The organism is Deltaproteobacteria bacterium (genome assembly GCA_016219225.1).
In the GTDB taxonomy this organism is placed as follows: Bacteria; Desulfobacterota; RBG-13-43-22; order RBG-13-43-22; family RBG-13-43-22; genus RBG-13-43-22.
Genome location: JACRBX010000192.1, coordinates 1 through 23,396, shown reverse-complemented (window position 1 = coordinate 23,396; position 23,396 = coordinate 1). Strand labels below are relative to the sequence as shown.

Here is a 23,396-nt window from a genome sequence, read left to right as displayed (position 1 = left end):
TTAACTGCTGAATCTGGCAGGAAAGATAATGTCACTTTGCTCAAGCCATTTGATTTCGCATATCGCTGACGGCTCTCATCGAATCATTCGGTTTCGTAACAGGCCAGTATCTCGCCGAAGTAAAGGGTATGGTAATCCTTTTGCGGATAAAGAGACGACTCAATATTTTTATCCAGAAAGGCCGGGTTCATTGCGGACTTGTAGACTATTTTGCACTCGTAATGATGCCCCGGGGTTTTGATAATCGGTGAAACAACCTTACTTCCGCTCGTAATTTCAAGATTGCATGCTTTAAATTTGTCTACGTCCCGGCCGGATTTCGAACCGCAAAAGGCGGTTTCTTTGCCCATATCACCCGCCGGCAGGGTAACGGTAAAATCCTCGGCTGCTTCCATGATACCAAAAGTATGTCTCGAAGACCGCACCGCGACCATCATGATCGGCTTTTGCCAGATAAACCCGAAAGTTGCCCAACCGATAGTCATGGTATTGAGGGCGTTTCCGGCCTTTACCGTTAAAAAGGCCCCTTTTTTAATTTTCTTAAGGTTATCCTCGGCAATACCCATATAATTTAAATCTTTCATCTCAGTCTCCTTATGTTAATGTTAAGCCTCGCGGTCCGAACCTACCTTACTCAATGCCCATATTGGTTTCAAGCTTTTTCACTTCTAACAGGGTCTTGTACAAATTCTCTATAGCTTTATGGGCCATCATTAGTTTTCGTCGCTTTTTATTACTGAAAAGAATGAAGAACGTCCCCTTTTCCCTATTATTTTTGTCATCATCTGGATTTATTTTATTCCTAATAAGCCATTCACATTGCAATTTTATTTTGCAGCCCAAAACAGAAAACCTCATCTCCTCACTTTAGAAAATGGGCCTTATCGGGCTGCCTCAGAGACCTGCCTTTCGATTGAAGAGTAACGGCATCCAGCATTAATGGGATGAAAGCCTCGCATCCTCCTACTGAGTACTCCTCTTTAAAATTATGCAAGGCTCTCAAGATCGCAGCTTTTTACTCGGAACGATTGTCCCATGGGCTGAAATCCCCCTACTTCATCCCGTTTGAGTTTTTCTCTGACGCGCTCAAAGCATCGGACCGTCTCTTCCGAGTAGAGCCGCTCTCCACACCGAAGGCAAACCTCTGCGCTTACTTTTACGGTAGCTGTATTGAGCCCGCCCTGTAAAAGTATTTCCACCTCTTTTGTCATCATCTCACCCCCGCAAACTGGGCATTTTTCAAATGGCATCATAGCTTCTTCCTCTCTTTAAATTTATAACTTTTATTATTTCTTGTCAATCAAGGAGCTAACAATATTCCCCTTTAGTCGTTGACAATTATTTCCGATAGTATCAAGGTAGTTTTGATTTATTGAAAGGGATCGATGCCAAGACCAAATCATGGACAACTCATCAGAAAAACCCATCACTGAAATAAAAATAACCCGGAGTCCCAAGCGGAAAAAGACGGTAAGCGCCCGTTTGAATAACGGGGTGCTGGCCGTCTGTGCCCCCTCAGGCATTTCTGATAAAGAACTTAACAAGATAGTCACCAGACTCACAGAAAGGCTTCTCAAAAAAAAGCTCAAAAAGGAATTGGACCGGGAACAGGACCTGAAAGAAATAGCGGAAAGATTGAACCGGGACTATTTCGGCGGGCGATTGCAGATCACCTCTATAGAATATTCGACCAATCAGAATTCAAGATACGGCTGCTGCAACCTGAAAACCGGGCGGATCCTTATATCCCACCGGTTGGCCGCCATGCCGGATTGGGTCCGGGATTATGTGATCCTCCACGAACTGGCCCACCTCATAGTCCCCAACCACAGCCGGCCTTTTCATGATCTGACCGCCAAGTACCGGTGGAAAGAGCGGGCCATCGGTTATCTGATGGCCAAGGGATATGGGGAAGACGAGACGGATATCAACGAGCTTTAGTTCGAAAATAAAGTTTCAAGATGCAAGTTTCAAGTATGAAAAACCTTGGACCTTGAAGCTATTTTCATGATTCGTGGTGCCCCCCTGCCCTCTTCGAGGGAGAGGGCAGGGGGGCTCATTCTGAATTCTGACTCCTGGATTCTGGATTCCGTAGGTCCGGTCTATCCTTCTTTCTTCGGCCGGTCCAACCCTTTGACGATCTGGGAGCGGATCATGCGCGGAAGCATCATGTGGTGATGAGGGCAGATGGATTTCGGATTCTGGTAGGCACTGTCGGTAAAGGCCATCATATAACGCCGCAGTTCCTCAAAACGGACCACCTCATCCACAAAACCCCGTTTGGCACAATAGACCGGCCGGGACTGGTCATAGTATTGCTGGGCCAGGGCATTCATCTTGTCGATAATCGGCTGTAAAGGTTTGCCGCCATCCTTTTCTTTAACCAGCCTTCGGGAAAAGGAGGCCGCGGCCGCGGTTTCCCCGTGCATGACATAAATCTCGGTCGTCGGGGTGCCCAGGGTAAAGGCGTTGTGATTATTGGCCGTGGGCCCGCCCCTGACGTAATGGGCCGCGGCCGTGCCTTTTCTTAAGACCACCAGCATCATGGGCACATCGGTCTGCTCGATGGAATAGATGAGGGACTGGCCTAAACCCAGAAGCTCGGCCTTCTCGGCAATATCGCCGACATCAATCCCCGAGGTATCCTGAAACCAGATAATCGGCACACGGTCCCGGCCGCATTGGGTCACAAATTCGTTCATCTTGATCAGACCCTGGCGATAAAGCTTCCCCCCGATGCCGATATATTCGTTGGTGTATTCCGGATAATTAGCTCCCAGGAAACCCTGGCGGTTGCCGATGACCCCCACCAAAAATCCGTCCATTTTGACCAGGCCGGTATAGATCTCCGGACCAAAACCCGGGCGGAATTCCAGGTGTTCGCTCCCGTCCACCAACCGGGCCAGAAAGTTATCAAAATCATAAACACCCTTTTGGTTAAAAGCAATAAGCGAAGGCAGGTCAGTCAAGGGATATTTGGGCTCGGCCGGCTGGGCCACTCGGAAAAACCTGGGGTTATAGGCCGGCATCTCGGCCATGTATTCTTTCAAGGCCTCCAATACCTGGGTCTCTTCTTCAAACACGGCCCGGAAAAACCCGGTCGAGTCGTAATGGATCTTGACACTGCCCGGAGGGACCTGCTTGAAGTGGCGGGTGGCCTCGATGATCTGCTCGGCCCCTTCTTTGTCAAAAGATCCCCTGGGACTCATACCGCTGACGATTCCGCCGCCGCCTACGGCGATATTGCAATTCTTATGGGCGAACAAGATGGTGGGGCTGATGCCCTGGTAGCCGCCTCCGGCCGGGTTGGTCCCGTAAATGCCAGCCAAAATCGGGATACCCAACTTTTCCAGTTCCGCGTGGCGGAAGAAGGTGGTGCCGTTTCCTCGGCGGTCGGCATAGACCTCCTGTTGTTCGGTAAGCTTGACCCCGGAGCAGTTGACCAGCCAGACCAGGGGGACATGGAGGCGTTTGGCCAGATCCGTCACCCGCAACTGATTTTCCGCCTGCCCGCTGATCCAGGCCCCGGCCATGACCTTATTGTCAAAACCGATCAGGACGCACCACTTGCCGCTGATACGGGCCAGACCATCGATCACCCCGGTAGTCCCTTCCTCGTTGTCCTTGGGGTTATATAGGGTATGGAGCGGGCAGAATGTCCCCGGATCGACCAGATATTCAATCCGGTCCCAAACGGTCATTTCCCCTCGCTGACGGATTTTTTCGGCCGGCAGCCCGGCCTTTTTGACCCGCTCGATCTCCGCATCCAGATCCTTAAGAACTTCTTCAATCAGGGCCCGGTTCTCGGCCATCTTATCGATCTGGGCCTGCCTGAGGGGTTTGCCCAGATCGTCCATTTTTTCAAAATACGGTCGCATAAAAAATTCCTCCTGATTTAAGGTCCAAGGTGCAAGGTACACGGTATAAGGTTTAAGAAAAGTTTAAAACATCCTTAGCCTTGCACCTTGTACCTTACACCTTGCCCCTTTATTTTATTTATTAGCCTTCCTGATCCCCAACTGATCCTGACCGATGATAAACTTACAGATATTGGACGAGCCTTCAACCATGTAATAGGTCGGGGCGTCCCGATAATAACGGGCCACCGGGTACTCTGTCGAATAACCATAGGCCCCCAGGATTCGCATGGCATAGTTGGAAGCCTTAGAGGCCACCTCGCCGCTGATATACTTGGCCATGGCCACCTCGAGATTATTACTGAGGTTTCCCTGGTCCTTTTGCCAGGCTGCTTTATAAACCATCATGCGGGCCGCCTCGATTTCCACGGCCAATTGGGCCACCATGTCCTGGTTCATCTGAAAATGGCCGATCGGTTTTCCGAACTGTTCCCTTTCATTGCAATATTTGGTGATCACATCCAGACAGGCCTGGGCCAGGCCGACGCCGCCGGCCGCTGCCGAAAGACGGGTCTGGCTCAAAGAGCCGAAAACGATCTTGGCCCCGTCTCCGGGTTTACCGAGGATATTCTCCTTGGGGACCCGGGTGTCTTCCAGAAAAATCTCCCCGGTGGGAGAAGACCGGGACCCCATCTTATCCAGATCCGATGTGGAGATGCCGTTAAAATTTTTCATCTCTACTACAAAAGCCGACAAACCCCGGCTACCGGCCGAACGGTCGGTGTAGGCATAATAGATGATCACATCGGCGATACTGGCATTGGAGATCCAGGTCTTGGAGCCGTTTAACAGCCAGTAATCCCCTTTATCCTCTGCGGTCGATTTTAAAGACATGACATCCGAGCCGGCATTGGGCTCGGTGATGCCGAACCCGCCAAGATAATCAGCATTGACCAGGTTGGCGATATACTTTTGTTTCAGGAGATCCGTCCCGTACCGGTAAATGGTAAAGGCGCAACCCAGGGACAGCATGTTGATCTGGACCCGCAGAGAGCTGGAAGCCCGGGCGATCTCCTCGGTCAGGATGATGGCCGCCATCCAGCCCATGTTGTTTCCTCCGTATTCCTCGGGGATAACGGTCCCAAAAAAACCCAGCTCGGCCATGGGTTTAATCACTTCCTGGTAAGGGAAATAATGTTCTTCGTCCCATTTGTCGGCAAAAGGGGCGATCTTCTCAGCGGCAAAATCCCGGGCCATCTCCCGTACCGCCTGTAGTTCTTCTGATAATTCAAAGTCCATAAATTTTCTCCTTTAATAGCTTAATAGCTCTTAGCCGTCAACTTTGTTAATCCAAAATAATATTCTTCGATACAATCATCCTCTGGATCTGGTTGGACCCATCAAAAATCTGGACCGCCTTGGCGTCCCGCATCATCCGCTCCACCGGTGACCCTTTCAGGTAGCCGGCCCCTCCGAAAATCTGGACCGCATCAATGGTCACCTTCATGGCCATATCCGAAGCATAGCATTTACACATGGAAACCAGGGTCTCAATATCCCGGAAGGTCCCTTCCCGGCTATCAATAATCGCCGCTGTCCGAAAGATTAAGGATTTAGTGGCTTCAATGGCCATCTTCATATCAGCCAGCATAAAGCGCACCGCCTGAAAAGAGGCGATCAACCGTTTGAACTGGGTTCGAACCTGGGCAAAGGTCAAAGCCGCTTCATAGGCCCCTTCGGCTATCCCCAGGGCCAGAGAGGCCGCCCCCCAGACCCGCATGACGTTGGCATGGCGGGATAAAACCCTCCACCCTTCCCCTTCATGAAGGAGCAGGTTCTCTTTGGGAACCCGGGCGTTCTGAAAGAACATTTCCGAAGTCACCGATCCCCCTAACCCCATCTTCTTTTCTTTTTTCCCAAATGACAAACCCGGGGCATCGCGGGGGACGATCAGGGCACTGATCCCGCCGGTCCGTTTCCCGGGGCCGGTTCGGAGAAAGACCAGGTAGTAATGGGCATGAGGTCCCAGGGTAATAAACGACTTGGACCCATTGATGATATAATGATCTCCTTCCAAAACAGCCTTGGTTTGTATGGAGCCGGCATCCGAACCATAGTTCGGTTCGGTCAGGCAAAAACCGCAGAGTTTATCCCCTTTAGCCATATCGGTGAAAAACCGCTCCATCTGATCCGCTGTACCGACCTCCCGGATGGTCCGGACCACGGCATTGGTGGGAAAAACCAGCAGGGCCGAGGCCGGCGAGACTTTGGAGATCTCTTCGACCACCAGACAGAGCGTTGTCGCATCAGCCTCTATCCCCCCGAATTCAGCAGGCAACGACAGTTTTAAGAGGCCGGACTTTATAAAAGCCTCATAACTCGTTTGAGGAAATTCATCCCTGGCGTCAATTTCCCCGGCCCACGGGGTTATCTCAGCGGCCACCAAGGCCCGAACTTTTTCCTGTACCTCTTTTTGAGCGGCTTTGAGATGCAGGTACATTTTTTATCGGCCTGCCCTTCTGCCAGGACTCGCTGTTCTTATCCTTCTCATGATACCCGCTTCAACCATCCAGGCCTCCTTTTCCCCCCTCCTCCTTCTCTTTTTTTACGGAAATGGAGACGACCTATGGGGGCTTAAACGTCAAGAAAGGTAATATCATAACAAACTGGCCTGGTTGTCAATATTTTTTTACCTTTTTCTTTTTATTTGACTTGACCCTGACTCCTTTTCTATGATGAAACTAAAGGAAATGGAAAGGAAAATTTGCCCATGTCGTCCTTGAAATCGAAAATCATGCCTTTATCGGAAGCGATTGCCCGTTTTGTAAAGCCAGGCCAATCGATTGCCCTGGGAACCTCTTTGGAGGGATTGATCCCCTTTGCCGCCGGACACGAGATCATCCGTCAAGGTATCCGGGATCTGACCCTCATCGGCCCGATTTCGGATATGCTCTTTGATCAACTTATTGGCGGGGGTTGTGTCTCCAGGATACGGGCGGCCTGGGTGGGCAATGTTAGTACCGGAATCGGGTATCATTTCCGAAGGGCCGTTGAACAGGGGATCCCATATACGATAACTATGGAAAATCATTCAAACTTTTCCATGGCCCTGAGTTTACACGCCGGGGCCTTAAATGTCCCTTTTCTTCCGGCCCGAACCCTCCTGGGATCGGATATCATCAAAGACAACCCCCATTTTAAATGCGCCCCCTGCCCTTTTACCGGGGAGCCGCTGCTCCTGGTTCAGGCCATAGTGCCGGATCTGGCCATCATCCAGGTCCAGAGAAGCGACCCTTTTGGAAATGCCCACCTGTGGGGAAATATGGGGGTCAGCGCCGATGCCGCCAGGGCCAGCCGGGAGGTTATTATCATTACCGAAGAAATCGTCGACCCTCAAGTAATCCGGAGCGATCCCAATCGGACCGTCATTCCGGGATTTATCGTTACCGCCGTGGTGGAAGAACCGTGGGGTGCCCATCCTTCAGCCGTTCAAGGTTACTACGGCCATGATGACCCGGTTTATGTAGAGTACGCCCGGGAAACTAAGACCCCGGAATCGAGCCGGGAATGGTTTCAAAAGTGGATCTTCGGGGTCAAGGATAGACCGGGATACCTGACCCGGATTTCGGAAGACCGGTTAAAGGCCTTGAGGGTCCAAAACCCGGCCCCGGCGGCCAGAACGGAATTCGGATATTAACCATGGAATTTGGATTGCGGATTGCGGATTTCGGATTTCGGAATTAAAAAACCTCGTTAGATGATCCGTGGAGCCTCCATGAGGCCGGAAGGTTTAGATAAAAAATGCGAACAATGAATTCAGAACATCGAATTTCGAATCATAAAGTTATTTATTTTTCCCATCCTTCGATATTCATTATTCGATATTCGATATTCGATATTCTCTTATTTAGCGGGACCTCCGAGGGTCATGCGGGTTAAAATGAACAAAGAAATCTACAAAGCCCTTGAAAAAATAGTCGGTCCCCGGCACATCACCGCCCGGGACACCGACCGGCAGTGCTATGCTTATGATGCGACCCAGATCCAGGCCCGGCCTGATGCCGTAGTTTTTCCGGGAACCACCCGGGAAATTGCGGAAATCCTGAAACTGGCCAACAGATATAAGTTTCCGGTGGTCCCCCGCGGGGCCGGTTCGGGCATGAGCGGCGGGTCGGTCCCTATCCAGGGAGGGGTAGTCCTGGTTTTATTGCGTTTAAATCGGATCAAAGAAATCGATCTTCAAAATTTTCTTGCCGTGGTTGAACCGGGGGTCATCACCCGGGACCTGCAACAATCGGTCGAGGCAAAAGGTCTTTTCTATCCTCCGGACCCGTCCTCTTCCCATTTCTCCACCCTGGGGGGAAACCTCGCCGAATGTGCCGGGGGAGGAAGGGCCGTGAAATACGGCGTTACCCGTGATTATGTCCTGGGTCTGGAGGTTGTCCTGCCAACCGGAGAGGTTTTAAAAACCGGGGTCCGTACTTTTAAAGGGGTGGTCGGTTATGACCTGACCCGATTGATGGTCGGTTCCGAAGGGACCCTCGGGATTATCACAGAAATAATCCTGAAATTGATCCCTTTGCCTGAGGCCAGGCAAACCATTCTGGCCTTTTTCGATCAAATGGCCCTGGCCGCCCGAACCGTGGTGGAAATCCTCCAGGCCAGGATCCTGCCGTCGATTCTTGAATTCATGGATCATTCTTCGATTATCAGTGTCGAGGAATATCTCCACCTGGGGTTGCCCAGCGAAGCCCAGGCCCTTCTTTTGATTGAAGTGGACGGCGACCTGGAATCAACGGCCCGACAGGGAGAAACCATTCAGCGGATCTGTAAGCAGATCGGGGCTACCGGCATAAAAAGGGCCGCCACGGCCCAGGAAGCGGAAGAGTTATGGAAAGCCCGAAGGGCCATTTCACCGGCGATTTTCCGTTTGCGCCCCAATAAGATCAATGAGGATATCGTTGTTCCCCGGAACAAGATCCCGGAAGCCATCGAGCGTTTTGAGGAGATCGGCCGTCGGTTTGAATTTTTAATCATCAGTTTCGGCCATGCCGGCGATGGCAATATCCACGTGAACGTCATGTATGACGGGAAAAACCCAGGGGAACGGGAAAGGGCTCAAAAGGCCGCCGGCGAAATATTCAAAGTGGTTATTTCCCTGGGAGGCACCCTCTCAGGAGAGCACGGGATCGGAGTAACCAAAGCCCCCTTCCTGACACTGGAATTGGACCCTTTGTCCCTGACCCTCATGAAAAAGATCAAAGACCTCCTGGACCCCAATCAGATCCTTAACCCGGGGAAAATATTTCCTTAGGTTTCCCGCCCTCAAAAAGGCGGAAATCACCGAAAAACAGATAAAGGCGATGACCTGCACGAACTACCAGTACCAGTCTGACCCTATGCCCATACGGTTTACTATCGATTTAACTCCCGGCACCAGGGTCGCCGTCTGAAGGATGGCGTCCAGGGTTTTTTGAGACCCAAGGCTCCCGCTTAAGGTTACGATCCCTGAATCAGAATCGACCTGAATTGACGCGACTCTGGTTCGAACGTCTTTTGCCAGGGAGGCCCAAACCCGGCTGCTGAGTAAGGCATCCTCGAAGGCCTTTTGTGATTCAGGGGTGGTTTTAAAATCATCAAGATTAATCCTGTAGACAATAACATCACAGGCATTTTCAATGCTGATATGTTCAAGATTTATCACCCAGTCATAAAGGACGGGGTCCTGCCATTCCAGGCCATACAGGAAATAAGTCCATTTGCTCCGCTCTTTGTCAACTTTTTCGATGTATTCGGCCGCTTCATTTCGGTTGAGGTTCATCTGCTTCATAGCCGACTGGATTCGGAATTCACTACCCGCGATAACCCGTAATCGGAGTAGCTGTGGGATCCCGGTCAGGAGCAAATGACCGGCATACCCATGATAGACCAGGTTCCCGTCCCTGGCATGCTCCATAATCGCTGCCGTCAAGCATTTCAGGTAAGCAACACGCGGACCGATCGTCTGTTGCCAGATGGAAGGCGGATTCTTAACGGCTGCGGTAAGTTTGTCCACACTGACTCCATATTCCTTTTCTGCTTTTAATATCGCTTCTTCACGTCCAAGCCTTGGATAATCCAGTCGATCGGCAAGACACTCCGCAAGGGCATTGCCACCGCTGAAAGTTCCCCGTGAAATGGTAATTATCGCCATAGCAACCCTCCTGGTTAGAAATTTATTTTTTTAATTTTATCATTCATTCATTAATGGTGTAAAGTTTTTTGTCTGAAGCCGGGACTTCAACCGAGCCCATTCCGGACCGGGGTCGAAATCAGGGGATTCTTTTTCAAAAAGATTCGGGAAAATCGAGAAGGGCACGGCAAAAAAATTGAACAAAAACCGATTTTGAGATATACTATTTTTCCTATGAAGATCAAAAACCCTTTTGAAGTTTTGGGAATTGCTCCAACCCTGGTCCGGGCCTTGGAGGGAACGGAATTGTTTTCCCTGGTCAAATCTTCCTACCGGGCACTGCAATTAATTTATCACCCGGACCGCTCTCCTTTGAATGACCAGGTCCTAAAACTCCAAAAAACCCAAAAAGTGGCTGAACTTAACCTGGCCTTCGAAAAATTAGATTATGATCGGGACCCGGCCTCCCTGGATCATTACCGGAACTTGTATGTCCGCAGGGTGGGCGATGGCTGGAAAAAAACCATACGTCAATTGAATCGGGAAATCCAGGAACTGAAATCAAGCCACGAGTCCCTTTCCCAAGGATATCTTCGGCATTTATTAGAAGCCTGTTTCCCGGATCAATCAGACCCGGCCCTGAATTCGATCTGTCTCTTTAACCTGAAAAATCGGCGATTCGGTCTACAGGACATCGCCATTAATCATAATGTCCGCTCCATGACCTGGGACCTGGGAACCAATTATAAGGAAATCAAATTTGATGCCGAAGGGCGGATGTTTTATAAACTTCCCTGCCGTAAACGATTTATTCAAGTCAATTTTATCAAACTCCTGGGAACCGTCGGGAAAGATAAAGTGGACCTGATCCCCTTGCTGGATCGGGTGGTTCCACAGGAGCATCTGGTTCAACAGGAAAAAATGAAAAAAATATACCCGGAAAACCCAAAATGTTTTGATGTCCTGAACAGTTTATCCGTCGATGAATTCCGCAAATACTGTCTGCCTTTTTTGAAACCGGACCTGGCCGAAGGGGCTTTTCTGTTTTCCCTCCACCGAAATGCCTGTCAAGAGAATCGCATCAATTTGGAAGGGCTGATCATACGGGTCCATCCGGGAAAAGAAGCTCAAAGCTGAAAGCTCAAGGCTCAAAGCTCAAAGCAAAAACTTTGAATTTTCAGCTTTGATGGATTCGTAAAAACTCGCCGAACGTCCATTTGCGTCATTCCCGTGAAAACGGGAATCCAATCCCGCCAAAGGCAGAGATTTTAACAAAGTTATTGTTTTTACATTTATAGTCTTACAAATTAGCACTACAGCGTATTTTTTTGTTAATGCGCCCCTTAACCGTCATTCCGGCATGCTTTAAGCCGGAATCCAGGGACTTTGATTTTCTCATTTTCTGGAAAAACCTGGATTCCCGATAAAGACATTCGGGAATGACGGGAAAAGTGTCGCTGTAGTATTAGAAGTATTCGAGACAATTGATTAACTCGCAATGTTTTTTGTAAAATAAAAAGTCCCTTTAAAATCTCTGCCAAAGGCGGGATTAATTAGTTATACCTGTCCTGGATTCCCGCCTGCGCGGGAATGACGCAACGCGGGTTTCAGTGGATTTTTACGAATCGTTTAAGATTTATCCTTTCAGCTTTCAACTACTCAACTACTGAGGCTTCCTCATAAAAAACCCAGATGCGATTGGTTTTTCCGGGGATGAGCTGACCCCGGCCATAGAGCTTTCTGTGGGTTGGATCCCGGGTCAGGCCAAGGGCATTAAAGTTTCGGCCCTTCTGGTACCGCCCCAAATATTCCAGGGCGATGTATTTCCCTCCATGACCATTGTCGTGGACTTCATAATCGATGTTCCATTCTTCCATCCACTGGAGGTATTTCGGACTCAATCCTGAGGGGCTGTGATTGTCTATCCCATCTCCCGGATAACGGCCTTGATGGTCCCGGGCAAAAAATTCCAGGGCTTGACTGATCAGTACAGCCCTCTCGGCAAACTCTTTATAAGGGGCCTCCCGGGCCTTGATGGTCTGGACTACAGCCAGGATGGTTATTACCACCATTAATGTCAGGGTAATGATCCCTTCCCAAAGGGACAAACCCAAATAAGACTTATCTTTTGGCATTTTTTTTGTTAAAATGGGGCTCAGGGCTCAGGGCTCAGGGCTCAGGGCTCAGGGCTCAGGGCTCAGGGCTCAGGGCGAGCGATACGAACCATGATAAGGTCTTTCCCTGATCCCCGATCCCTGATCCCCGATCCCTGAATTAAAAATTCCGAAATCCGAAATTCATCTATACTCTCCCTAAAAAGGAAAGAAAAGAGGAAATTATTAATCCATGGAACCTGCGTACTTTAAACTTTGGGAATCCGGAGAACTCCGGGAAAGGACCCAAATGGCCTGGGGGGGGTTGGCCTCCTGTTGCCTCTGTCCTCGCAATTGCCGGATTGATCGACTCCAGGGGACGACCGGATTTTGCAGGCAGGGTTCAAGGGCCAAAGTGGCCCGGGCCCTGCCCCATTTTGGGGAGGAACCACCCCTTTCCGGAAACCATGGGGCAGGTACGGTCTTTTTTTCAGGTTGTGCCTTACGATGTCTGTATTGTCAGAACTATCAAATCAGTCAGGAAGGCTTCGGAAAAGAATTAAGCCCGGAAGAACTGGCCCAAATCTTTTTGGATTTGCAGAATCAAGGGTGTCACAACCTCGATCTGGTTTCCCCCACTCCCCACCTGCCTTTTATTTTTTCCGCTCTGGAATTCGCTATTCCTCTCGGTTTTCGTTTGCCCCTGATCTATAACACCCATGGATATCTTTCCCAAAACACCCTGGATCTGTTAGAAGGGATCGTAGACATCTATTTGCCGGATATGAAATATGGAGATCATAGAAACGCCGCCCTGTTATCCCAGGTGAATGACTATCCCTTGCTTAACCGGGCGGCTGTCAAGAAAATGTTCCGGCAGGTCGGGCCGTTACAAACCGACGAAGAGGGAATGGCCTGCCGGGGCCTTTTAGTGCGCCATCTGATCTTACCGGGGCACAGGGCCGACAGCCGTGATGTTCTTAAAGCCCTGGCCGATCTTTCCCGGGAAATCCCCCTCAGCCTCATGGCCCAGTATTGTCCCTGTTTTAAGGCCGGACAGGTTCCGGCTATCGATCGACCCTTACACCCCCATGAATATCGGGAAATAATGGACTTGGCCCAACAGTTGGAATTTGAGGAGGTCTTTATCCAGGAAATGGAAAGCGCCGATCTCTATTATCCGGACTTTACCCGGGAACATCCCTTTCTTTAAAGACCTGTTTTATGGTCATTCGGATGAAACCTCAAAGGATTTAAGATCCTCAAAAGGAAAGGTCAGGATAAAAGTAGTCCCTTTTCCGACTGTACTTTGGACCTCGATAGTCCCCCCGTGTTGCCGGACAATGCCGTATACGGTGCTCAACCCCAATCCCGTACCTTTACCGACTTCCTTTGTGGTAAAAAAAGGATCAAAAATCCTGGACAGGTTTTCTTCAGGGATTCCCATGCCGGTATCGCTGACTTCCAGGACCACCTTTTTTTCTAAAGGCCGTTGAAAAGTGCGCAGAGTCAAAGTCCCCTTCCCCTCCATGGCATCCACGGCATTAATAATCAGATTGACCAGTATCTGATTCAGTCTGTTGGGATCGGCGGTGATTAAAGGCAGATCAGGGTCAACCTCCTGGACCACCTCAATATCGGGCTGGACGATGGGGCCCAGGAACAGGGGACTATTAAATAGGGCCTGCTTGCTCAGGAGGTCAACAGCCTGCCGGATCGACTGATTGAGACTGCAAGGAAGACGGCGATGATTGGACTGGCGGCTGAATTCCAATAAATCCTTGACAATATCTTTACAACGCAAAGCCTGGTTAATGATTTCTTTCAAATCATTTTGCTTGGGATCTTCCGGGGGGGTATCTTCCAACAAGAGGTTGGCATAGATCAAAATCCCTCCCAGCGGGCTATTCAGCTCATGAGCCACTTTGGCCGAAAGTTCCCCTATGGAGGCCAGCTTACTGGCCTGCAGCAGTTGATCGTTGAGCTGACGGGTTGTATCGTCCCGCTTCCGGATCATCTTGATTATAAAATAGGTGATGACGATGGTGATGACGAGGATGCCAAGGCTGCTGAAAAAAAGAAAAATCAAAGTCGCCCAGTTGGCCCGATTGACCGCGCTGAAGGCTTCGGAGTAATCCTGTTTTATCACCAGGAGCCAACGAGGATCTTTGAGCCAGGCATAAGCGACGATCTGTCGAGGCCGGGGGGCCTGGGGACTTCCGTCAGGCCCGCTCATGATCTCAATCCCACTGTCTTGATGAAACACCCCCATAGACAGCGGAGCCTTTCCCATGATGGTGCCTGTGAAGCGAGGACTGGTTTGAAAAAGGCCCGACTGATTGATCAAAACGGCCTCGCCGGTGGTACCGATTTTGACCTTTTCAACCAAAGACCGAAAGTACTCCGTGTCGATACTGGCCCTTAAAATCCACCGCTGGTTCCCCTCCTGTCTCAAAAAGGCGATGATGAAATGAGGGGTATTACGAAATCCCATAAACATGTCGCTGATAAAAACGCCCTTTTTCATCACCTCCTTGAACCAGAAGGTTTGAGAATATGCTTTATCCATCAATGGATAGGGTCCGATATAGGAAAGATGCTTACCTTGCCGGTCGATCACGCCTAAATCGATGAAGGCTCGACCTCGCTGATTGAGGGCGCTAAAAACCGAATGTAGATTTTCCGGCTTCCGCAAATAGTCCAGAGAGTGGGTCTGGGCTATCAACTGAAGATTGGTAGTCCTTTCCTGTAAAAACAACTCGACAATCTTTCGGTGGTCCTCAACCTGTCTATGGAAGGACTCCTTCAAGCGACTGTCTGAAAAGTTTGAAAAATAAAGGTAAATTCCCCATCCAACCAAAAGATGGGGAATCAAAGAGCCGACCAGAATCAAAAAAATGAATTTACGGAAAAGCCTGGCATAATGCCCTTCCTTTGGAGTGGTGTCTTTCATGGTGCCATCCCTTCCATCCATACCCGACGGATCATCCCTGGACCAAACCTTTTTCCGACCCTGTCTTTATATATCAAAAAGGGACCGGTCCTGCCACCTTTAATTTTACGCGCCTCTTTGTTCATGCTATCTTTCCTCTTGCCTTACTTTCCCCGCCTGTTATATAATCGATTTTAATTGTTTTTTCTTGCGTTGTGCTTTCTGTTTTGAGCTATTTTCGTACTAAATGATACTGGGCCGATGAACCAAGACCATCCCCAAAATACCAGCCAGTTCATCAGTCCCTTCCGGGACTGGAAGATTCGCGGAAAACTCACCGGTGTGACCCTCTTTCTGGTCCTGTTCCCCCTATTGATTATTGTCTACCTAAGCCTGGACCGGTTTAATGAGGCCCTCAAAAAAACCAGCGAAGAAGAAATGGAACATCTGGTCAGGAACATCTATGCCATGTGTGAGGCTCAGCAGGAAATAAGGCTGACCAAAGCGGTTTCGGACCTGGATAAGGAAAAGGGGTTCAGTATCTTAAAGAAGGCGATCGGCCAGTTTAAACTAAGGGGCACCGGGTATGCCTATGCCATAGATACCCACGGGATCCTCCGGGTCCACCCGGCCAAAGAAGGGGAAAACATCCTTGATTCGACCGATTCAAGTGGATTCAAATATATACGCACGATGATCAAAGAGGCCTTACTCCTAAAAAACGAACAGGTTGGGACGATCCGTTATCCCTGGATGAATCCGGAATTAGGAGAAACCAAACCCAGGCAGAAGCTTACTAAGTTTATCTATTTCAAACCCTGGGATTGGATCATCGTAGCCGGCGCCTATGAAGAAGAGATCTATCATTCCCTTTATGAAACCGAAAGGTTTATCCTTCTGGTGGTTTTAGTAAGCCTGGTTATGGCCTTCGCACTGACCATCTTCCTGGCCAGGGTCTTGACCAGGCCGATCTTGAGTCTTACGGAGGTTACCACCCGGATGGCGGCCGGAGACCTTTCCCAGAGAGTCCGAGTGCACGGATCGGATGAGATTGGTATCCTGGGAGATTCCTTCAACCGGATGGCCGCCCAAATCCAGAACTATACGACGGATCTGGAAAGAGTGATCGAGGTCAGGACCCGGGACCTCATGGATTCCAAGGAGAAATACCGCAATCTGTCCCAATTTTTAAAGAGCATCCTGGAAAGTGCTACCCAATATGCCATTATAGCCATGGATATCAACGGGTTCATCATCGAATTTAATAAAGGGGCCGAAAAAATTTTCGCCTGGAAGAAAGAGGAGGTCCTCAATAAAAAACATATTTCCATTACCCTTCCCCCTGAGATTGCCGGAGGCGGGATCGATAAGGTGCTTTTTCGGGAGAGCCGGGTCGACGGTCTCAGCGAACAGGAGATGGATCGGGTTCAGAAAGACGGCCATCGCTTCCCAGCCCATTCATCGGTTACAGCCATTTCCGACTCCGGAGGGGAGATAAAAGGGTATGTGGAAATTGTTCGTAATATCACTCTGAGAAAGGCATTGGAAAGGGAACTCCGGGGGACCAAACAATTTTTGGAAAACATCATGGAGAGTTCTGCCGATGGGATTGTAACAACCGATCTGAGGGGAAAAATAACCTATCTGAATCGGGCTATGGAAGAAATGCTGAAATACCAGAGGTCGGAACTGTTAGAAAAGCACATCTCGACTCTGTATGTCCGGGGCATTCAAGAGGCTTGGGATATCATGAACCTTCTCGGGGTAGATGATAGAATCAATAATTATGAAATGCAGGTCAAGAGCCGAAGTGGAGAGGTTTTGACCATTCTGACCTCCAATTCTCTGCTCCGCGATGAAGAGGGAAAGGTTATCGGCACGGCCGGGATATTTAAAAACATCACCGAGCAAAAACGCTTAGAGGCCAAGCTTAAAGAAACCCAATTTTACCTGATCGAGGCCTCGAAAATGAGGGCCCTTGGAGAGTTGGTGGCCGGGGTGGCCCATGAATTGAATAACCCTCTTATGGCCTCTCAGACCATCTTCCATGTAATCATGAAAAATCTTCACCCGGAATGTCCGAACCGGGATCGTTTGGAAATCATCGGCCGGTGCAATGACCGGATCGAGAAAATCGTTAATCACCTCAGGGAGTTTTCCCGGCAGACCGAATCCGATTTTCAAGACCTGGACATCAACCAGCCTGTCGAGAATGCCTTGATTCTCACCGGCCAGCAGCTCCTCAACCATAATATCACCATTATCAAGAGATTATCAGACACCCTGCCCCATATCAGGGGCGATTCCAATCAACTGGAACAGGTTTTTCTCAATCTGATTTCCAATGCCCGGGATGCCATGGAGACCGTTATGGGACCAAAGGAGTTAACTATTCGTTCTTACCTGAGTGAAGAGGATGATCCTCCCTCTGTGGCTGTTACGGTTACGGATACAGGAGAGGGAATCCCTGAGGAAATCCTGGGAAAGGTCTTTGAGCCCTTTTTCAGCACCAAACAAGTGGGCAAGGGCACTGGCTTGGGCCTCTCTCTTTGTTTTGGTATTGTCGAGGCCCATGGAGGAAGGCTGGGAATCAAGAGTCAGCCCGGTGTCGGGACCGAAGTCAAAATACTTCTCCCCCTTGCCCGGAGTGTTTAAGGATCGCTTCGCTTGAGGCGCCTTCGTCTTCGACGAACCTGAGGCCCTCCGGGTCGGAGTCTAAAGGGGACTTGCCTCTTCACTCAAACGAAGTGCTCCTTGCTGGATGCTTCATTTTATCCAGAATCCAGGATCGATAGTTTAATCCGGGATCGTCCGACCAGAAGCGGATGATCTCTTGTTTTAGAAAAGTGAGTGATAAATTCAGAATGACAATTTAAGAATCTAAAAGGAGTTAGGAAATGGCTAAACGCATACTTATTGTGGATGATGATGAACTGGTTCTCCTCGCCTTGAAGGAACTGCTCAGCTCTGAAAATTATGAAGTCCAACCCTTTTCCAGAGGTTCCGAAGCCCTTAAAAAAATCGATACGGAAGATTTTGATCTCCTGATACTCGACATCATCATGCCGGAAATGGATGGGTTCGAGCTCTGCAAGATGATCCGGAAGAAAAACAACTACAAAGACAAACCCATATTATTTCTGACCGCCAAAAACCAGGAAGAGGATAAAAAGCGAGGGCTTGAAGTAGGAGCCACCCTTTTTATCTCCAAACCGATCTCACCCCAAAGACTCCTGACCATGATAGCCGATGCCATCGGTTGAACTGGTTGAGGCTCCCATTGGGCCGCGATTGAAGGACCGCCTTTAAGCCAAACGATGAGGTAATCATGAAGACGATCTTTGTTTATTCCGGAGAGATGGGCCAATTTGATTTTGGATACGACCACCCCTATAAGCCTGAAAGGGCCACCAAAACCTACGACCTTTGTACCCGGTATGGGGTTATGAATCATCCCTGGATGACGACCCTCGACCCTGAACCCTTGGACGAGAACCTCCTGACCCTGTTTCATACGCCCCAGTTGATTCATTTAATCCAAAAGGCCAGTCAGGGCGAGTTCAGCCTCGAGATGCTGGAATACGGTTTAGGAACCACGGACAATCCCATCCTCCCGGGCATCTATGAGTGGTCGTTGCGGGGGGCCGGAGGGACCTATCAGGCCATGCAACATATCCTTAAGGGCCAGGCCGATGCGGCCTTTAACCCTTTCGGAGGTTTTCACCATGCCCGGTCTGATCATGTGGAAGGCTTCTGTTACGTGAACGACATTGCTATTACCGTCATAGAGGCCCTCAGGAACGTCCAGGGGTTAAAAATCGCCTTTATCGATTGCGATGCCCATCATGGAAACGGGGTTCAGGAGGCCTTCTATCAAGATCCGAGGGTCTTGTTTATTTCCCTTCATGAGACCGGGAGGACCCTCTACCCCTGGTCGGGTTGGGAAACGGAAATAGGAGAAGGGGAGGGAAGAGGTTTTACGGTCAATGTCCCTTTAGAGCCCTGGTGTGATGATGAGGTCTACGCCCTGGCCTTTGATGGGGTTGTCCCGCCGCTGGTCCGCTCTTTCAGACCGGATATTATCATAGCCGAGCTCGGGGCCGATACCTTGATTTCCGACCCCATGACCCATCTAAGGCTGACCAATAACGGCTATCAGCGAACAGTCAGGGCTATCCAGGAACTCTGTCCCAAGGTACTCGGACTTGGTGGTGGGGGCTATGATCTCTACCGCACCGCCCGATGCTGGACCCTGGCCTGGGCTATTCTGAATCAGGTTGTACCGGTAGACGAATTTGCCGGCCTGGTCGGAGGGATGATGTTCGGGCCGGAAATGGAGGTCGGCAGTCTTTATGACTATCCTTACCTCAGTGAAGGAGAAACCAAAGAAAAAGCCCTTCAGGAAGCCCGAAGAGTGGTGGACTATATCCAGAAAACGGTTTTCCCTTTACACGGTCTCTGACCAGTATGGAGTTTTGAGTTCGGAGTAATTAGAAAATACCTCTAACAACAAGCTCCGAACTCTCAACTCCGAACTTCTTTATGCCTTGGCCGGTTTCTTGAGGAAGCGGCAAAGGATCACCGCTATGATCAGGATTATCGCCGAGATATAAAATGACAGGGAATAGGAACCGGTACGGTCTTTAATGAATCCGGCCACCAAAGGCATTAAAAACCCCAATCCCCAACCGAGAAATACCAGCCCGTAATTGACCCCCAGGTTTTTTGACCCGAAGAAGTCCGCCGTGAAAGCCGGCATGATCGACAGACCTCCCCCATATTGCCAATAGGCTACTCCGGTGGCCAAAAACAAAAGGGGTATGCTGGCGGCATTGATGATAAAAGGGGTAGCCAACAAAAATACGGCCGATACCAGTAGATTGATGGTATAGGCGTTTCTCCGCCCGATCTTATCCGAATAAAGCCCGGAACCGACCCGGCCGAGGGCATTGACCATACCGCCAAAGGCCGCTATGATCCAAGCGTTTTTTGCAAAAAATTCAAGTTTCCCGGCGGTCTTGGCCAAAAGAGGGGCGGCATTGGCAATAACCAATAAACCCGATTGGGCGCTGCCGATAAACATTAAAACCAGGGCATAGTATTGCCAATTGGATAGCATCTCGGTCGGGGGATAATCGGCAGCCGCGGTGGTGGTAAGGGCTTTTTTGGTTTGGCCAAGGGGCGGCCCGACGGGGATATAACCTGCAGGGGGTTGGGATAACATCTGCCCGGCAATGATCACCACTACCGCAAAGATGATTCCCAAACCGATAAAGCTGCCTGAAATACCATATTTTTCGATAAAAAACTGTCCCAAAGGGGCGATATAGAGGGCTGCACCTCCGTAGCCGCCGACCACTATACCGGCGATTAAACCCCTTCGGTGAGGTCCAAACCATTTCAAGGCAGCCGGAGTGGGTGCGGCATAGCCCAGACCCATACCAATACCTCCCAGAATTCCAAAGCCGAGAATCAAACCAAAATAACTTTTCATTAAGCCGGCGACAACGCACCCCGTTGCCAGGGAAAGGCCTCCTAATGTGGCCCCTATTTTCGGCCCGTACCGGTCCTGGAGCTTGCCACCGGGAATCATAAAAACGGCAAATATCAGTCCGCACAGGAAATAGGCCACCGTTCCCTGCGTATCGGTCAGATAGGCCCAACCGGCGTTGATTCCGGTCATAACCTCCCCGGCATCCGCTTTCGTTTTGTCGACCAGGGCCTTTTTCCAAACACTCCAGGCGTATAAGATCCCTAAGCAGAGGTTAATGGCTACCCCGGCAAAGGCTACAACCCAGGCCTTTGATGGCTCTTTATCGGCTTTTATTGACATTGTTCTTTGTCCTCCCTTGATAGCCCTCTGAATAGGCATCGCAAGCGCTGACCCCGTCCGGGTCGCGAACGGGGTCAGCCCGGCAGATGAGAACAAATAAAACGATCGTCTGACCGCTTTGGATATCTAAGCCGTCCGGAGGTGTGGTGAGGCCTCAGACGATGGTTGACGGTTTGGAGCTTACAACCTGCCTTTCACAATGTCGTCGACCACCGACGGATCAGCCAGGGTTGTCGTATCGCCAAGTTGTCCGATGTCGCCGGAGGCTACCTTTCTTAAGATCCTTCTCATAATCTTACCGGATCTGGTTTTCGGAAGACCGGGGACAAACTGGAGCTTTCCGGGGGAGGCGATAGGACCGATTTCCTTTCTTACATGGTCGACCAGGTCTTTTTTCAATTGATCGCTTCCCTCAAAACCGATTTTTAGTATCACGTAAGCATAAAGATCTTCGCCTTTTATCGCATGCGGGAAACCGACGACCGCGGCTTCGGCCACAGCCCGATGGGAAACAAGAGCGCTTTCGACTTCGGCTGTGCCGATCCGATGACCGGAAACATTCACCACATCGTCGATCCGGCCCATCAACCAGAAATAGCCGTCTTCATCCCTTCTCGCACCGTCGCCAGTGAAGTAAAATCCGGGCTGCTGGACAAAATAGGTATTAAAAAACCGCTCCGGCTCGCCGTAGACGGTCCTCATCAACCCCGGCCACGATCTTTTGATACAGAGTTCACCGCCTTCATTGATCCCTGCGGTTATAGGCGCCTCATCGGCCGAAGCCCTTCCCTTCAAGACCACCGGTTCCACCCCAAAAAAAGGCAGGGTGGCCGACCCGGGTTTCGTCGGCCAGGCACCGGGCAGGGGTGTAATCAAAATCCCACCGGTCTCGGTCTGCCACCAGGTATCGACAATGGGGCATTTCTCCTTGCCGATCACCTTATGGTACCACATCCAGGCTTCCGGGTTGATCGGCTCACCGACCGTGCCCAGGAGCCTCAGCGAGGAAAGGTCTCTTCCGTTCGGCCACTGATCTCCCTCGCGCATCACCGCCCGGATAGCGGTCGGAGCGGTATAAAAAATATTGACCCCAAACTTCTCCACCATCTGCCAGAACCGGTCAGGTTTTGGGTAGGTCGGCACACTTTCGAAAACGATGGAGGTTGCTCCATTGGCCAGGGGGCCGTAAACAATGTAGGAGTGACCGGTTACCCAGCCGATGTCGGCCGTACACCAGAAGATATCCTGATCCTTATAATCAAAGACATATTTAAAAGAAAGATAGGTATAAACCATATAGCCGCCGGTGGTATGGAGAACCCCTTTGGGTTTGCCGGTGGACCCTGAGGTATACAGGATAAAGAGCGGGTCTTCCGCATCCATCGGCTCGGCCTGGCAATTCGGGCTGATATCCGGGGCGTTCATTTCATCCTGCCACCAGGTATCTCTCCCGGCCGTCATGGGAACATCAAAATTCTCCAGCCGTTTCACCACCACCACGGTCTTGACCTGGTGCCCTTGTTTGGCGCAATAATTAACCGCGGCATCGGCATTGGCCTTAGAGCTCACTTGCCTGCCGGACCGCCAATAGCCATTGGCTGTAATCAGGACCTTGGCCCCGGCGTCGAGAATGCGGTCTCGTAAGGACTCAGCGGAAAACCCTCCGAAAACGATAGTATGGATGGCCCCGATACGAGCGCAGGCCAACATGGCCATGGGGAGTTCGGCAATCATGGGCACATAAATGGCCACCCGGTCCCCTTTTTGGACGCCTTTTTTCTTCAGGACGTTGGCGAATTTTGAAACTTCCTTGAAGAGGTCTTGGTAGGTAAACTTCCGGACATCCTCATCGGGTTCGCCCTGGAAAATGAGGGCCACCTTTTCCCCTTTCCCCTTTTCGATTTGGTAATCAAGACAGTTATAAGCGAGGTTGGTTTTTCCACCGAGAAACCAGGCCAGTTTCCCCTTGGCAAAATCTTCTTCATTCACCCGGTCCCATTTCTTAAACCAGAATAGTTCCGAGGCCGCGGCTCCCCAGAATTTTTCCGGCTCTTCAATAGATTCCTTCCACATTTTTTCATACTCTTGTCTGCTCTTGATGTAAGACTGATCCACAAACTCTTTAGGAGGTGGAAATTGCCTCGTTTCCTCCATCATCGATGTTATTTCGGCCATAATCATCCTCCTGATTTTGGATTTAGGATGCGCTTCTCAACATCTTTACAGCAATCATCAAAAAAATTTGCAAATTTTATACCGTGAACCCCGAGCAGGCCGGAACAAAATTTATGACAGTTCCCCCTTACCCCTTTCAATCCCTTAACCTGTTGATTTGGGGATAAAAAAATAACGGCCGCCTTTATAGGAGAGGCCTGGTCTCGGCTTCGGGCCGAAAGATCGATGCCCTGAGGATGTGCCAGAATTCTTTACACCTTGTAAATACCGACCACGGATTTTTTAATTTTTGTATCCAGGGGGAGCTCTGTCGCCCTGTCCCAGGGGGATTAGT

At 50.1% G+C, this 23,396-nt stretch carries 18 protein-coding genes; 8 read left to right on the top strand and 10 right to left on the bottom strand.

Annotated elements, in window-relative coordinates:
• Positions 1–83: 83 nt before the first annotated feature.
• Both HY879_16445 and HY879_16440 read right to left on the bottom strand, forming a co-directional pair.
• Positions 84–584 carry a flavin reductase family protein gene (locus HY879_16445; protein ID MBI5604930.1) on the bottom strand — a complete coding sequence of 167 codons (501 nt, stop codon included), beginning with the start codon at positions 582–584 and terminating at the stop codon, positions 84–86.
• A 402-nt stretch (positions 585–986) separates the two neighbouring features.
• A complete protein-coding gene (locus HY879_16440) occupies positions 987–1,253 on the bottom strand; it encodes a YgiT-type zinc finger protein (GenBank protein ID MBI5604929.1) in 267 nt (88 codons plus the stop codon).
• Positions 1,254–1,401: 148 nt separating this feature from the next.
• Between HY879_16440 and HY879_16435 the strand changes: the two genes are divergently transcribed.
• The gene (locus HY879_16435; GenBank protein ID MBI5604928.1) at positions 1,402–1,941 is read left to right on the top strand and encodes a M48 family metallopeptidase; all 540 of its coding nucleotides are present in this window, start codon (positions 1,402–1,404) and stop codon (positions 1,939–1,941) included.
• A gap of 161 nt (positions 1,942–2,102) precedes the next feature.
• Here the strand turns inward: HY879_16435 and HY879_16430 are convergent, their stop codons facing one another.
• The 3 genes from HY879_16430 to HY879_16420 all read right to left on the bottom strand — a co-directional run bounded on the left by HY879_16430 (position 2,103) and on the right by HY879_16420 (position 6,357).
• The gene (locus HY879_16430; protein MBI5604927.1) at positions 2,103–3,878 is read right to left on the bottom strand and encodes a glutaconyl-CoA decarboxylase subunit alpha; all 1,776 of its coding nucleotides are present in this window, start codon (positions 3,876–3,878) and stop codon (positions 2,103–2,105) included.
• A 114-nt stretch (positions 3,879–3,992) separates the two neighbouring features.
• Positions 3,993–5,156 (bottom strand): acyl-CoA dehydrogenase family protein, encoded by a 1,164-nt coding sequence (locus HY879_16425; GenBank protein ID MBI5604926.1) that lies wholly within the window; start codon positions 5,154–5,156, stop codon positions 3,993–3,995.
• Positions 5,157–5,202: 46 nt separating this feature from the next.
• The gene (locus HY879_16420; protein MBI5604925.1) at positions 5,203–6,357 is read right to left on the bottom strand and encodes an acyl-CoA dehydrogenase family protein; all 1,155 of its coding nucleotides are present in this window, start codon (positions 6,355–6,357) and stop codon (positions 5,203–5,205) included.
• Positions 6,358–6,627: 270 nt separating this feature from the next.
• Between HY879_16420 and HY879_16415 the strand changes: the two genes are divergently transcribed.
• The gene (locus HY879_16415; protein ID MBI5604924.1) at positions 6,628–7,554 is read left to right on the top strand and encodes a CoA transferase subunit A; all 927 of its coding nucleotides are present in this window, start codon (positions 6,628–6,630) and stop codon (positions 7,552–7,554) included.
• Positions 7,555–7,797: 243 nt separating this feature from the next.
• Entirely contained in the window at positions 7,798–9,171 is a 1,374-nt protein-coding gene (locus HY879_16410; GenBank protein MBI5604923.1) for an FAD-binding protein, read from the top strand.
• Between the two features lie 63 nt (positions 9,172–9,234).
• On the opposite strand, the gene HY879_16405 is transcribed toward HY879_16410, so the two are convergent.
• Positions 9,235–10,050: a cytidylate kinase family protein gene (locus tag HY879_16405; GenBank protein MBI5604922.1), complete on the bottom strand. Its 816-nt coding sequence runs from the start codon at positions 10,048–10,050 to the stop codon at positions 9,235–9,237.
• Positions 10,051–10,263: 213 nt separating this feature from the next.
• On the opposite strand from HY879_16405, the gene HY879_16400 reads away from it, so the two are divergent.
• Complete coding sequence (locus HY879_16400) at positions 10,264–11,166, top strand: J domain-containing protein (GenBank protein ID MBI5604921.1); 903 nt, start codon at positions 10,264–10,266, stop codon at positions 11,164–11,166.
• 518 nt (positions 11,167–11,684) lie between these two features.
• On the opposite strand, the gene HY879_16395 is transcribed toward HY879_16400, so the two are convergent.
• The gene (locus HY879_16395; GenBank protein ID MBI5604920.1) at positions 11,685–12,164 is read right to left on the bottom strand and encodes a hypothetical protein; all 480 of its coding nucleotides are present in this window, start codon (positions 12,162–12,164) and stop codon (positions 11,685–11,687) included.
• A gap of 211 nt (positions 12,165–12,375) precedes the next feature.
• Between HY879_16395 and HY879_16390 the strand changes: the two genes are divergently transcribed.
• Positions 12,376–13,335, top strand: a complete 960-nt coding sequence (locus tag HY879_16390) for a radical SAM protein (GenBank protein ID MBI5604919.1) — start codon at positions 12,376–12,378, stop codon at positions 13,333–13,335.
• Between the two features lie 15 nt (positions 13,336–13,350).
• Here HY879_16390 and HY879_16385 read toward each other — a convergent pair whose 3' ends face one another.
• The gene (locus HY879_16385; GenBank protein ID MBI5604918.1) at positions 13,351–15,096 is read right to left on the bottom strand and encodes a two-component sensor histidine kinase; all 1,746 of its coding nucleotides are present in this window, start codon (positions 15,094–15,096) and stop codon (positions 13,351–13,353) included.
• A gap of 219 nt (positions 15,097–15,315) precedes the next feature.
• Between HY879_16385 and HY879_16380 the strand changes: the two genes are divergently transcribed.
• The 3 genes from HY879_16380 (at position 15,316) to HY879_16370 (ending at position 19,516) form a co-directional block, all read left to right on the top strand.
• Positions 15,316–17,709, top strand: a complete 2,394-nt coding sequence (locus HY879_16380; protein MBI5604917.1) for a PAS domain S-box protein — start codon at positions 15,316–15,318, stop codon at positions 17,707–17,709.
• Positions 17,710–17,951: 242 nt separating this feature from the next.
• Positions 17,952–18,317: a response regulator gene (locus HY879_16375; GenBank protein ID MBI5604916.1), complete on the top strand. Its 366-nt coding sequence runs from the start codon at positions 17,952–17,954 to the stop codon at positions 18,315–18,317.
• 65 nt (positions 18,318–18,382) lie between these two features.
• The gene (locus tag HY879_16370) at positions 18,383–19,516 is read left to right on the top strand and encodes an acetoin utilization protein AcuC (GenBank protein ID MBI5604915.1); all 1,134 of its coding nucleotides are present in this window, start codon (positions 18,383–18,385) and stop codon (positions 19,514–19,516) included.
• 78 nt (positions 19,517–19,594) lie between these two features.
• Here the strand turns inward: HY879_16370 and HY879_16365 are convergent, their stop codons facing one another.
• Positions 19,595–20,887 (bottom strand): OFA family MFS transporter, encoded by a 1,293-nt coding sequence (locus HY879_16365; GenBank protein MBI5604914.1) that lies wholly within the window; start codon positions 20,885–20,887, stop codon positions 19,595–19,597.
• A 180-nt stretch (positions 20,888–21,067) separates the two neighbouring features.
• Positions 21,068–23,062, bottom strand: a complete 1,995-nt coding sequence (gene acs, locus HY879_16360; protein MBI5604913.1) for an acetate--CoA ligase — start codon at positions 23,060–23,062, stop codon at positions 21,068–21,070.
• Positions 23,063–23,396 lie beyond the last annotated feature (334 nt).